Origin of the sequence: Sphaerochaeta sp. UBA5849 (assembly GCA_002432715.1) — a bacterium.
Taxonomy (GTDB): domain Bacteria; phylum Spirochaetota; class Spirochaetia; order Sphaerochaetales; family Sphaerochaetaceae; genus Sphaerochaeta.
Map to the genome: position 1 here is coordinate 1 of DJGJ01000042.1, position 12,796 is coordinate 12,796.

Genomic DNA, 12,796 nt, shown 5'->3' on the forward strand with positions numbered 1-12,796 from the left:
GTTATTTTTGCACAATTCCTAAGCATGCTGGAGGGGAGAAGATTCTACGCACGTAGGATCTTCTCCATTGCCTTCCCCTTGGCAAGCTCGTCGATGAGCTTGTCCAAGTAGCGGATCTCTTTCATGATCGGGTCTTCGATCTGATCAAGGCGCACCCCGCAGACCGAACCGGTGATCTTGCTTCTCGCAGGGTTGGGAGACGGGCTTTGCCTGATGAATGTTTCGATAGTTGTCTCGTTCTTCACGTGCTCATCCAGCTGATCCCGGGTATAGCCGGTCAACCAACAGATGATGGTATCCACATCATCCTTGGTCCGCCCTTTCTTTTCTGCTTTCTGGATATAGAGCGGATAGACAGATGAAAAGCTCATTGCATAGATTCGATGTGGTGCCATGGCAAACTCCTCCTGAATCCTATCCTGATGAGGATGTTGCTAATGCGTATGCCGATGGGTGGCAGCCATCGTTTGTTCAATGGCTTCAATGGAAGCATCAAGATTTTTGGAAACCATCAAGGAATAGAGCATGTCGATGACTGCTAATTGATTGATACGCGATGTACTTGCGCCCTGGCGGTAAATTCGTTCAGAGGCAGGAACTGGAATATGAATGCTGGAGAGCCGGCGGATGGTATTGTCACTATCCATTGTGAGTGAAATGATGGGTACTTTATTCTTTCGTAGTTGCTCTGCCGCAGCTTTCATAGAGTCATTTTCTCCTGAATATGAGATAATGAATGCACAATCCTGCTGCTTGAGTGTAGATGCTGCAGTCAGCTGCAGATCGGTATCATGTGTATAGAAAACAGGCAGTCCGAGCCGGACGAGTTTCTGCATAAAGTCAAAGGCAACGACTCCGGAAGCTCCAACGCCGAACAAGGCAGTAGACCGGGCTGACAAAATGGCATTCACCGCTTGTTCCAAGGAATCTCCATCAAGTGTTCTTTCAAGCGCTGTGAATGATTGTTGAAGCCGCTGAATGACCGAGTGAATTACTGCTGCTGGAGCTGTTTCGGACTCAAGCTCCAAATCAGGGACATACCGTTCATCATAGTTGTCAAACACATCACGTGCGAGCCTGATCTTGAAGTTGCTGAAACTGGAGAAATTGAGATGTTTGCAAAAACGAATAACTGCTGCTTGGCTGGACCCACTTTGCTTGGAAAGTTCTCGAACATTGAAGTGTAAGGTTTTTTTTGGTTCTCGAAGCACGTACGAAGCAACCTTCTTCTCTGAATCACTGAGACTGTCATAGTGTGCATTGATTTCAAATAGAGCGCCCTCGATCCGAACTTTCTCCTGCATTTAGGTTTCCTTCTCTGAATAATTTTACTGGGAATGTTTTCCCTGATACAAGCGAATCATCTCTGAAATTGGTCCGCTTGATTGTTTTTCCAAAGCCAGTGCTGTTTCAGCATCAACACCAAGAAGAATCATCAGAATCGCAACCTTCGGTTTTTTCCCTGATTCATAAAAAGCTTGTACAGCCTCTGCTTCCGTACAGCCAGTGGCTTGCTTGATGAGTCTCTTGGAGCGTTCCACCAGTTTCTGGTTCACCGGAGTCAAGTCAACCATCAGATTGTGATATACTTTTCCCAGTCGTATCATACTTGCCGTTGTAAGCATATTTAAGACCAACTTTTGGGCCGTACCTGCTTTGAGTCGGGTGGAACCTGTGATGATTTCAGGTCCGACATCCAGAAATACTGCATGGTCGGCTGCAGAGAAAGTTTTTGAATCCTTGTTGCAACTGATAGCTCCAACCACAGCTCCAAGGCTTTTTGCATATTCCATTGCACCTATTACAAAAGGAGCCTGCCCTGAAGCTGTGATGCCAACCAGTACATCGTCGGAGGTGAACTTGATGGCTTCAAGTGCGCTCACTCCTGCCTGCCTATCATCTTCGGCATTCTCGATGGAACGAGTCAAGGCATCCCTTCCTCCGGCAATGATTCCCTGAACCATTGTCATTGGGACGCCAAAGGTAGGGGGACATTCCGAGGCATCAAGAACTCCCAACCTGCCTGAAGTCCCTGCTCCGATGTAGACCAACTTTCCCCCATTTTTAAAAGATTCAACAATATCATTTACCAATGCTTCAATGACATGTAGTTGCTTTTCCACTGCATACGGAACTGTTTTATCCTCATTGTTCATGATTTGAAGGATACGAAACACGGAGAGTTCATCTATATTTGAGGAATTGTGGTTGCACTGTTCGGTGGTTAGCTGACCTAATTCTTCTTGTGTGATCGGTATATCCATTGTGTAAAATCCCCTTCAGGTGGATATTGAATAATTTTGTTATGGTTTTACTGTACCATTTCAGACCGATGATGTAAAGAAATATTATTTTAAAAACATTTGCGTTTTGAAATATTGTGCCATATACTATCCGTGATGGGGATAGGCATATGAATCAGATGGATTTTCTTCAGTCGTATCGCAGTCGTTTGAACCACAAGCTTATAGGACTTATGTCAGGAACATCTTTGGATGGTGTGGATGCAGTGCTGGTCTGTATCGAGACCGATGAGAACGGTACTACTACCCGGATTACTCTGGAAGATCAAGTATCCATTCCCTATACCAAGGAAATGAAAGAACTCGTGAGCAGGTTATGTGTGCCCGGAACTTCAGATATCAACGATATAACGTTGGCTCATAGCGGTATCGCCTACTGGAATGCAGAAGCAGTCAATATGCTTATCAAACACAGCAACATAAGCCGAACGGCTGTCGATGCTGTGTGCATGCATGGGCAGACGGTTTGGCATGCACCGAACCCCCAATCTTTTCCGGGACCGTCAGGAGTTTTGGAAGTGACTGGCACGTTGCAACTCGGGAACCCTCAATATGTAGCATCCCTTACCCGGCTGCCCGTAATTTCTGACTTTCGTTCTGCTGATATGGCCGCAGGAGGCCAAGGGGCTCCGTTGGCTCCCTATATCGACTATCTATTGTTCCATCAGAAGGGCAAAGGTGTGGCTGTGCAAAATATCGGAGGTATCGGTAATGTTACGGTGCTTCCACTCGGAGGAAGACCCAAAGATGTTTTTGCATTTGATACCGGTCCTGGCAATATGATTATTGACCAGCTTGTAGCCTTGCATACAAAGCAGCAAAAGCAATTTGATGAAGGAGGGGCGATTGCAGCCTCAGGTAGGGTGTGTGAAACATTACTTGCTACCTTACTTGAAGATTCCTATTTTGCAAAATGTCCCCCAAAAAGTACAGGGCGTGAAGTATATGGACAAGAATTCACCAGACAATTGCTTCAGAAGGCGGCAGCTTTACAGCTCTCTTTCGAGGATACTGTAGCAACAGCCACGGCATTTACTGCTCGTTCAATCGTCCAATCATATAAGGATTTCGTTTTACCTGTTACAGCCCTGCATACTGTAATTGTCAGTGGTGGTGGAGCACGCAACAAGACGCTACTCTCTATGATTCGACGCTACTTAGGTGAAGGTGTCGAGGTTGCTGTATCAGATGATTTTGGCATTCCCGACCAAGCTCGTGAAGCCATGGCTTTTGCTTTAATGGGTCACGAGTCCTTACTCGGTCGGCCTTCGAACCTGCCTGCAGTAACCGGTGCTAAAGAGCCCGTAGTGCTGGGTACAATTACCATGCAACAGCTCTGATGTATGTCAGATGAGTATCATTTCATAGGAGTTAACGATGAAGAAACGCAATCTGTTCGTATTGTGCACTGTACTGGTAGTCCTGGTCGCAGTCTCTTCTGCTTTTGCTGCCGGTGTAGCCGAACAGGCTCCAGCTGCCCAGAAGTCTCAGACCTTGACAATCGGGGTGAGTCAGGAAGCAGTAGGCTTGGACCCACATATCGTAACGGCATTCTCCTCGATGCGTCGTTTGGATTTGCTGTACAATCGTTTGGTACGTCTCGATGAAAACATGCAGGTGGTACCTGACTTGGCAGAGTCATGGGAGATTCCCAACAATCTGACCTACATTTTCCACTTGAGAAAGGGAGTCAAATTCCATAACGGAAGGGAAATGACTGCCGACGATGTAAAGTATTCACTCGAGCGAGTCCTCGATCCGGCTACAGCTTCTCCCGGACGTTCTTACATCTCCACCATCTCCAAGATTGAGGTTGTGGATGCATACACTGTCAAGTTGACACTTTCCTCACCTCTTGCGTCCCTCCTGGATGCACTTACTTCAAACAATATTTCCATCGTACCTCGTGAAGCGGTGCAGGAGCATGGAAATCTTCAGCGTGTTGCAGTCGGCACCGGGCCGTATATGCTCAAAGAATGGGTGGTGGACAACTCTATGACGCTGGTAAAAAACCCCAACTACTTTGAAGCAGGATTGCCCAAGAGCGACCAGGTAATATTCCGGGTTATCCCTGAAGAAGCTTCCCTGTATGCGGGTGTTCGCTCCGGGAACTTGGATTTAGCTACCATTAATGATGGGGCAACCATTCGACAAGCTAAGGCAGACAAGAACGTAGTTGTCATGAGCAAGCCGGGCATGAACGTTCGTGTTTTCAGTTTCAACAACCAGAAGAAGCCCTTTGATGATATCCGCGTTCGTCAGGCTGTCGCTCTTGCACTCAATCGATCTGAAATCTTGACCATGGCCGAATATGGTATGGGTGCTACAACGGGTCCGATTCCCATCTCCGCCAAGGTATGGGCGATTCCTCCTGACCAACTCCCTCTTGGAAAGACCGACTATGCAAAAGCAAAACAATTGCTGGCTGATGCGGGATATCCTAATGGATTTGCCTTCGATATCGTGTGTTCCTCAACCTATGAAGGGGGGTTGGCTGTGGCACAGGTGATTCAGAATCAGCTGAAGAACATCGGGCTTACCGCAAATCTGGACGTTGTGGAATGGGGCAATTACATCGATCGTTGGGCGAAGCGTGACTTTGCCACCATGGTTGAACTGCGTGGTGGAAGCAGTGAGCCTGACCGATTCCTGTATAGATCGCTGCACAGCACCGGTGGTGTCAACAATTTCATGTTCAAGGACGCAGAAACCGATGCGCTGCTTGAGTTGGGTAGGGAACAAACCGATCCAGCCCAAAGAAAAGCCACATACGACAAGGTGCAGGTGGTGTTGAGCGAAAAAGCTCCGCTGGTATTTCTCTATAGTCCGAACGAGAACCAGGTTACCAGTCCGTATGTCGAAGGTTTCAAGCAAATCGGTAATGGCAGTCTCTACTATGTGACCCATGCCCAGGTAATCAAGTAACAATTGCTACTGTACTCCTCCCTCCGGGGAGGAGTCTCTCCACTTTATTGTACTGAGGTGTTTCGTGGGAAAATACATTATAAAAAGACTGCTCTCTCTTGTACCTGTCCTTATCGGGGTTTCCTTGATTGTCTTCTTCCTGGTTCGAATGATTCCTGGTTCTGCATTGCAAATGTATATGGGAACACAAGTTGAGGCAACCCCCGAGCAAATGGAAGAGCTCAAGCGATTGTTCGGAGAAGATAAACCAATTCCAGTCTTGTATATTGAGTGGGTAGGGGATTTGCTGAAAGGAGATTTCGGATATTCCCTGAGAACCGGCCGGCCTGTATTGCCTGATATTCTCAATCGGCTTCCCATCAGTCTCGAGCTGACTTTGTATTCGCTTATTCTGGCTCTTCTCATCGGAATCCCGTTGGGAGTGCTTTCTTCCTTGCGTCAAAACACTTTTGGGGATTTTTTCAATAGGGTTGTCGGGCTTATCGGCCTTTCCTTGCCGCAATTCTGGCTTGCTGCATTAATGGTAATAGCATTTTCAAATTCTCAAGGCTGGATACCGATGGGCAATTATGTCAGCTTATTGGAGAATCCTCTCAAGAATTTGAAAATGTTCTTCCTCCCTTCCCTTGCCATTGGGTTTGGATTTGCAGCCGTGGTCATGCGGTATACCAGAAACAGCATGCTTGAGGTATTGCAGATGGACTATGTAAGGACAGCAAGAGCAAAGGGGCTTCCATACCGCAAGGTTATCATTGTTCATGCTTTGAAGAATGCAATCCTCCCTGTTATTACGGTAACGGGATTCAATGCAGGTTACCTGCTCGGAGGATCGATAGTAATCGAGGAAGTGTTTGCATTGCCCGGTATGGGACGGCTTGCCCTCTATGCCATCAACCAACGTGATTACCCTGTCATCCAGGCAATCGTGCTTGTGATAGCAACCCTCTTTGTGTTGGTCAACTTGATTACCGATCTGGTGTATGCATTGGCAGACCCCAGAATCCGTCTGGTCGATGAGAAGAGGTGATGGTATGAAGACTCCACGATTGTTGCGTAATAAAATCGCTGTTGCTGGACTCGTGCTGATAGTGCTCTATCTGCTTATAAGCGTTGTCTCATTATTCTGGCTGCCGTTCGATCCCCTGAATATGGACGCAGAGCAGATTTTACAGCCACCTTCGTTCGTTACAGGACACTTGTTTGGGACTGATGAATTTGGTCGAGATATTCTATCGCGTATCATGAAAGGAACCTCGGTTTCCTTCATCATCAGTGTCAGTGCAACTGCTTTAGGAGCTCTGATTGGTATTTTCATGGGGGTGTGGGCAGGCTATCTCGGTGGAAAAGCGGATAATATCATTATGAGGATTGCAGATATCCTCTTCTCTTTTCCATCTTTGTTGCTTGCAATTTTCATTATGGCAATTCTGGGTGAGCATACGTACAACGTAGTGCTTGCAATCGGTATAGTCTATATTCCTCAATTTGCAAGAATCAGTCGAGGTTCAATCATTGCGTTGAAAGGGAATGAGTTCATCAGGGCCGCCAAATCAAATGGGGCTGGAAGAACCTATATCCTCATTCATCATCTGCTGCCCAATATTACCGCTCCGCTCATCGTACAGATATCGCTGTCACTCTCTACTGCCATATTGCTTGAGTCCGCATTGAGCTTCCTGGGATTGGGGGTTCAGCCTCCTAATCCCTCTTGGGGGAATATGCTCAGTAGTGCACGCAAGGTCATGATGTTTGCACCTTGGACTGCGGTATATCCCGGACTGGCTATTGTTTTGTTGGTGCTCGGATTCAACCTGTTAGGAGATGGATTGAGAGATATTCTTGATCCACGGCTCCGTAATGTTCGATGAGGAATGTGAGAATGAAAGAATCCCCAATTTTGCAGGTGCAAGCGTTGATGACGGAGTTCAAGACCGAGCGTGGCATTGTCAATGCCGTGAACAAGGTCTCCTTCGATGTTGGACGAGGTCAGACTCTGGGAATCGTGGGAGAGTCGGGTTCTGGAAAATCCGTCACCAATCTCTCCATTCTCCGCTTGATCGAATACCCGCCAGGACGTATTACCGGTGGAAAGGTGCTATTTCATGGCAAAGATTTGCTGGATGCTACGGAGCAAGAGATGCTGGGTATTCGAGGCAAACATATTTCCATGATTTTTCAGGATCCTTTGACTTCCCTCAATCCGGTGATAAAAATCTGGAAGCAAATTGCCGAGGCTTTGATGCTTCACCAGGGGATGAAGAAAAAGGAAGCAAAGAAGCAAGCAATAGAGTTGTTGCGGATTATTGGTATTCCAGATCCCCAAATGCGGGCGGAGTGTTATCCGCATCAATTTTCGGGAGGAATGCGCCAGCGTGTCATGATTGCCATGGCCTTGTCCTGCAATCCGGATATTCTCATTGCCGATGAGCCGACTACCGCTTTGGATGTGACAATCCAGGCACAGATTCTCGATCTCATCCGTACCAGGCGAGATGATCAACAGACGGCAGTAATCATGATTACCCATGATTTGGGGGTCATTGCAGAGATGTGCGACCAAGTCTGTGTGATGTATGCTGGTCGTATTGTAGAGCGTGCTGATGTATTCGATTTGTTTCAATCGCCCAAGCATCCATACACACAGGGCTTGCTTGACTCTATTCCTCGATTGGATCGGACCGGTGCTGAAAGGTTGCACTCCATCAAGGGCTCTCCACCCGATTTGCTTCACCTTCCCCAAGGTTGTCCCTTCAAGGAACGCTGTGATAAGGCCATGAGTCGTTGTGCTATCGAGTTGCCTCCCGAGCTTACACTCATCGGATCCTCCAATCCAAGAAAGGTTGCTTGTTGGTTGTATGCAGAAAAGGAGGAAGTCGATGCAAACGCGTGAAACACTCTTGGAAATCAAGGATCTCAAGGTTCATTTTCCCATAGAGAAAGGTCTGCTCTTCAAGAAGGATGTAGGTTCGGTTCGTGCTGTCGATGGTATCTCTTTTTCCGTATATAAAGGTGAGTCCTTGGGCCTTGTCGGGGAGTCGGGTTGTGGTAAATCCACGACCATCATGGCTCTTGCACGGCTTGAACGCATAACAAGCGGACAAGTTTGGTTCGAAGGCAAGGATTTGGCAACGCTGAATGCGGAGCAGCTGATACAAGCCCGCAAGGATTTCCAAATCATTTTCCAAGATCCTTACTCTTCTCTTGATCCTCGTATGCGTGTCATCGATATTGTTGCAGAACCCATGCGTATTTATACAAAAAAAGCCATTCTTACGCTGACGGAAAAGGAAATTGAGGAGAAAGCATTGGGCTTGCTGGATAAGTGTGGTTTGCCTGCTTCCTATGCCAAACGATATCCTCATGAGTTTTCTGGTGGACAGCGGCAACGAATTGGAATTGCCCGTGCCCTGTCGCTTGGCCCGAAGCTTATTCTCGCCGATGAACCTGTAAGTGCCTTGGATGTATCCATCCAATCACAGATCCTGAATTTGCTGAAAGACCTGCAAAAGGAATTTGATCTTACTTTTATATTCATCGCTCACGATCTGTCAGTGGTTGAATATTTTTGCAATAGGGTTGCAGTAATGTATTTGGGAAATATCGTCGAGATGGCGCCTTCCCATGAACTGTATGTAAATCCAATGCATCCATACACGAAAGCGTTGCTTTCAGCAGTTCCGATTCCTGATCCTGTTGCAGCAAGGACACGAAAGCGCTTGATTCTCAAAGGCGATGTACCTTCTCCCAGTATAGTGCGTCCTGGCTGCCCATTCTATGAGCGGTGTCACAAGGCCATGCCTATCTGTGAGAAGCAAAAACCTGCTTTGCTTGGAGCAGAAGCAGGGCATCAGGTTGCATGCTTTCTCTATGAAAATATACAAGGCGGTGAGCATGCTTAAGGTCACAGCAATTCCCTTTGGATTGCCTTTGAAACATCCATTTCATATTGCTCACGGTAGCAGCGAGTACCGGGAGAATGTATTTCTTCAGATCATTCATGATGACAAGACAGCCTATGGCGAAGCCGCTGTTGTTCCCTACTATGGAGTCAGCAAAGAGCAGATTCTTGAAGACTTGCAAAGAAACATCACCGCTGAAATGATTGTACATCGAGAGACTTTATCCGTGGTAAATCGATTCGCATACAGTATGAGTGCCTGTGCATATACCAGTGCGATGCAGGCTCTCGAGCCTTATTTTCCCCAACCTCGGCCTACGCCGCCACATCGTGGTTCTTCCTATACGATTGCCTATCAGCCTGATATGCAGAGGATGTTGGAATCCATCCAAACGTGCGGGTTCTCGACCATTAAGCTGAAGGCGGGTTTCGCTGATGATATCCAGCGGATTCGTACCATCCGCGAACACTTCCCCGATCTGAAGATTCGTCTTGACGCAAACCAAGGTTGGAATTACGAACAGGCGTATGCTTATATCTTGGAACTTAAGGAATTCAATATTGAGTTGATAGAGGAGCCCATCAAGGGTTCGGTTGGGCAGATTCAAAGACTTTCTGAGCTAAGCGAGATTCCCATCCTATTAGACGAAACCGTGCAAACAATTCAGGATTTGCGAACCTATGCACCGGCTGTTTCAGGTATTGTTGTCAAATTAGCCAAAAGCGGAGGGCCACAGGCTGCTCGTGTACTGATTGAAGAAGCGAAAAACCTCGGCCTCGAAAGTATGCTGAGTTGCATGATCGAATCTTCATTGGGCATTGCTCATGCTTTGACTTTGGAACCTTTATGCAAGTGGATTGATTTGGATGCTCCAACCTTGTTGTCTGATGACGTTTTCTCCGGTTTGACGTATCAGGACGAACTGCCGACTTGTTCTTTATCATCTTTGGTTCCAACCGATCGACTAGGAGAGGCTTTCGCATCAGCAAAGCCTTTCATAGAGGAGTGATATGGAAGTTGAGATTAAGTCATTTTCAGAACAAGATGTACAGTCTTGTGCACATTTGGCGGCCTCGTCATCTCTGAAGGATGTATATGGGTTTTCCGATTATGGGTGGATTGAAAAACTCAGCAAAGCAACCGATGATCCGAACAACCTTTTGTCCGTTGCTTGGGTGGGAGACAGGATTGCCGGCTTTATCTGGGTGCATTTGAAGGGAGCTTTTCTGGTGGCTCCCTATCTTAGGTTCATAGCGGTGGATCCCAAATTCCAAGGTATGGGGGTAGGACGTCGTTTGCTTCGTGAGTTTGAAGAACAGACCAAGCATCTAGGGAAGAGTTTTTTTCTGTTGGTCTCCGATTTTAATTTGGAAGCTCAGGGATTTTATGGAAAGCAAGGATACCGCAAGGTGGGGGAGCTTGCTGATTTTGCTGTTCCTGGTGTAACAGAAGTCATTATGGTAAAGCAGAATATTCGAGAAACGATATGAACTGTCAGGAGAAACTAGAAAGCTTGTCATCTCTGCTTGAACAGAGTATTAGCGAGCAGTATTTCAGCGGAGCTGTCGTCGGGGTTTTCCAGGAAGGAGCCTGTTGTTCAAGAGCATGGGGGACAACTGCCATGCAAGGCGAGCAATTACTAACCTCCCATCTCTTCGATCTTGCATCCCTATCCAAGCTTTTCACCACAGCTGCCATCCTGCGTCTCATTGATTCCGGGGTAATCTCCGACCAAACCCGGTTGCTTGATGTCTTTCTTTTGTGTGATCCTGTCATTACTACACACCTTAATAAGGTGTCTGTCGCTGATTTGCTGACGCATGCTTCAGGGTTGCAAGCTTGGTATCCATTCTATACAAGACGCAGTGATTCCTTTGAGGTGATTCTCCACGATTTGCTCTTTTCCACTCCTTTGCAGCAAGGAGTTGTATACTCTGACATCAACTTTATGTTGCTGGGAATGCTGGTCAGTAAAGTGACCGGTCTTCCATTGGACGAAGCAATGGCCACCCTGGTCTTCAATCCCTTGAAGATGAAGAATGCCACTTACCATCCACAACCAGCACAGTGCGTTGCTACAGAGTTTGGAAATCGAATCGAAAAAAGAATGGTAGCAGAATTGGGATTACAATTCTCTGACTGGCGGTGCGAGCATGTTCCTCTTCGCGGACAATGTAATGATGGCAATGGTTTCTACTATTTTGGGGGAGTGGCTGGTCACGCGGGAATTTTTGCCGATGTTTCCGATGTACTTGCCTTGGGGAGGGCTTTCATGCCCAGCTCCAATTCCTTTTTTTCATCCGTTGTATTGGAGAGAACCTTGCATGACTGGGGTGGGGGACGTGGATATGGTGTTCAGTTTGGGGATCTGTATCCTGATAATGGATTTGGTCATACCGGATTCACGGGAACATACCTGTATGTGAATCCACTTCGTGACATGGTCGTTGTATTGCTGACCAATCGCTTGCACACTCCAAATGTGAGGTCGATCAATCATATCCGCATCGAAGTGGTGAAGAGACTTTTAGTTCAATAGCAAATATTTCTTGTTCTTGTCAGAAATACGAACACAGTTCACCTGAATCCAATTCAGTTTCTCTTGCTTGTTCTCGGTTGTGTTCCTCGTGTTCAAAAGGAATTCCACCATTGGCTCGGATGACTTTTATCTCAGGCTTGAGCATGATATGCCGGGGGAGGTCATCCCAATCGCCTCCAAGACGCTTGAGCAGCAATTCAGCAACTTCCTCGCCGATTTGCTCAAATTGTTGGGAGACGGCATAGTGGCAGAACTTGAGCAGAGGAGCATAGCTGAGATAATCGAAGCTCGCAAATACCAAGCCCTTGAGTTCCTGCTCGGTGAGGTTCTCTACCGCATGGATGGTAGCCCCGAGGTGCATGGAATCGTTGGCGATGAAAAAAGCTTGCGGATGATCGGGCTCGGCGAGTGCCTGCCTGAGCTGTTCTCGACCATTGTTCTGAGTCATTGCCCCTGTATGGAGAACGAATCGGTCTTCAACAGGCAGATTGTACTTGGCCATGGCTTCCAAGTATCCGTGCAACCGTTCGCCGGCAGTATGGATATCCGGGTCCCCACCGATGAAACCAATGCGTGAAAAGCCCTCATTGTGAAGGGCTTGAATCATTTTATGCACACCAAACCGGTTGTCGGTCTCTACCGAATCGACCTTGAGTCCCTTGATGCGGCGGTCGACAAGAACCAATGGGATGTTGGTCAGGGCCTTGGAAAGAAAGTGCTCTCCCTCAGAACCCGAGGGCATGACCACCATGCCGTCGACGTTGCGCTCGATGAGAATCTGCAGCTTCCGCTTCTCTTCCTCAACCGAATCGTAGGAGGAGGTGATGATCATCGAATAGCCTTTGGGGGCGAGACATCGCTCCAACGCTTCGACAACTTCCATGAAAAAGATGTTCGAGAGCTCGGGGGCGATGATGCCGATGGTTCGTGTCTGACGAAACTTGAGTGAGCGAGCCACCTCGTTTCGATTGTACCCAAGTTTTTCTACTGCATCCAAGACAGCTTTGCGGGTCCGGTCCTTGACCACATCGCTTTCATTGAGGGCTCGGGACACCGTGGCAATCGACACTCCAGCCAAGCGTGCGACATCCTTGATTGTCACGGGTACAACATTGTTATCCACCGTTCGG

13 protein-coding genes are annotated in these 12,796 nt (G+C 47.4%); 9 read left to right on the forward strand and 4 right to left on the reverse strand.

Features of this window, described 5'->3' with window-relative positions:
- Positions 1-44: 44 nt before the first annotated feature.
- The 3 genes from B3K89_RS07195 to murQ are packed head-to-tail and all read right to left on the reverse strand — an operon-like array spanning position 45 to position 2,264.
- Positions 45-395 carry a DUF2200 domain-containing protein gene (locus B3K89_RS07195; protein ID WP_293892770.1) on the reverse strand — a complete coding sequence of 117 codons (351 nt, stop codon included), beginning with the start codon at positions 393-395 and terminating at the stop codon, positions 45-47.
- Positions 396-434: 39 nt separating this feature from the next.
- A complete protein-coding gene (locus B3K89_RS07200) occupies positions 435-1,304 on the reverse strand; it encodes a MurR/RpiR family transcriptional regulator (protein ID WP_293892773.1) in 870 nt (289 codons plus the stop codon).
- Between the two features lie 24 nt (positions 1,305-1,328).
- Positions 1,329-2,264 (reverse strand): N-acetylmuramic acid 6-phosphate etherase, encoded by a 936-nt coding sequence (gene murQ / locus B3K89_RS07205; RefSeq protein ID WP_293892776.1) that lies wholly within the window; start codon positions 2,262-2,264, stop codon positions 1,329-1,331.
- Between the two features lie 149 nt (positions 2,265-2,413).
- Between murQ and B3K89_RS07210 the strand changes: the two genes are divergently transcribed.
- The 9 genes from B3K89_RS07210 to B3K89_RS07250 all read left to right on the forward strand — a co-directional run bounded on the left by B3K89_RS07210 (position 2,414) and on the right by B3K89_RS07250 (position 11,666).
- Positions 2,414-3,643, forward strand: a complete 1,230-nt coding sequence (locus B3K89_RS07210; RefSeq protein ID WP_293892779.1) for an anhydro-N-acetylmuramic acid kinase — start codon at positions 2,414-2,416, stop codon at positions 3,641-3,643.
- 37 nt (positions 3,644-3,680) lie between these two features.
- Complete coding sequence (locus B3K89_RS07215; protein ID WP_293892782.1) at positions 3,681-5,228, forward strand: ABC transporter substrate-binding protein; 1,548 nt, start codon at positions 3,681-3,683, stop codon at positions 5,226-5,228.
- 64 nt (positions 5,229-5,292) lie between these two features.
- Positions 5,293-6,255, forward strand: a complete 963-nt coding sequence (locus B3K89_RS07220) for an ABC transporter permease (protein ID WP_293892785.1) — start codon at positions 5,293-5,295, stop codon at positions 6,253-6,255.
- A gap of 4 nt (positions 6,256-6,259) precedes the next feature.
- Complete coding sequence (locus B3K89_RS07225) at positions 6,260-7,096, forward strand: ABC transporter permease (RefSeq protein ID WP_293892788.1); 837 nt, start codon at positions 6,260-6,262, stop codon at positions 7,094-7,096.
- Between the two features lie 11 nt (positions 7,097-7,107).
- Positions 7,108-8,118 carry an ABC transporter ATP-binding protein gene (locus tag B3K89_RS07230; protein ID WP_293892792.1) on the forward strand — a complete coding sequence of 337 codons (1,011 nt, stop codon included), beginning with the start codon at positions 7,108-7,110 and terminating at the stop codon, positions 8,116-8,118.
- Positions 8,105-9,127, forward strand: coding sequence for an ABC transporter ATP-binding protein (locus B3K89_RS07235; RefSeq protein ID WP_293892795.1), 1,023 nt, complete (start codon positions 8,105-8,107; stop codon positions 9,125-9,127). The genes B3K89_RS07230 and B3K89_RS07235 overlap by 14 nt, the downstream gene beginning before the upstream one ends.
- Positions 9,096-10,136 carry an enolase C-terminal domain-like protein gene (locus tag B3K89_RS07240; protein ID WP_293892798.1) on the forward strand — a complete coding sequence of 347 codons (1,041 nt, stop codon included), beginning with the start codon at positions 9,096-9,098 and terminating at the stop codon, positions 10,134-10,136. Before B3K89_RS07235 ends, B3K89_RS07240 begins: the two co-directional genes overlap by 32 nt.
- Before the next feature lies 1 nt (position 10,137).
- On the forward strand, positions 10,138-10,617 hold the full coding sequence (locus tag B3K89_RS07245; protein ID WP_293892801.1) for a GNAT family N-acetyltransferase: 480 nt from the start codon (positions 10,138-10,140) through the stop codon (positions 10,615-10,617).
- Positions 10,618-10,640: 23 nt separating this feature from the next.
- Positions 10,641-11,666, forward strand: coding sequence for a serine hydrolase domain-containing protein (locus B3K89_RS07250; protein WP_345907213.1), 1,026 nt, complete (start codon positions 10,641-10,643; stop codon positions 11,664-11,666).
- Between the two features lie 19 nt (positions 11,667-11,685).
- Here the strand turns inward: B3K89_RS07250 and B3K89_RS07255 are convergent, their stop codons facing one another.
- A complete protein-coding gene (locus B3K89_RS07255; protein ID WP_293892807.1) occupies positions 11,686-12,789 on the reverse strand; it encodes a LacI family DNA-binding transcriptional regulator in 1,104 nt (367 codons plus the stop codon).
- Positions 12,790-12,796: the final 7 nt, after the last annotated feature.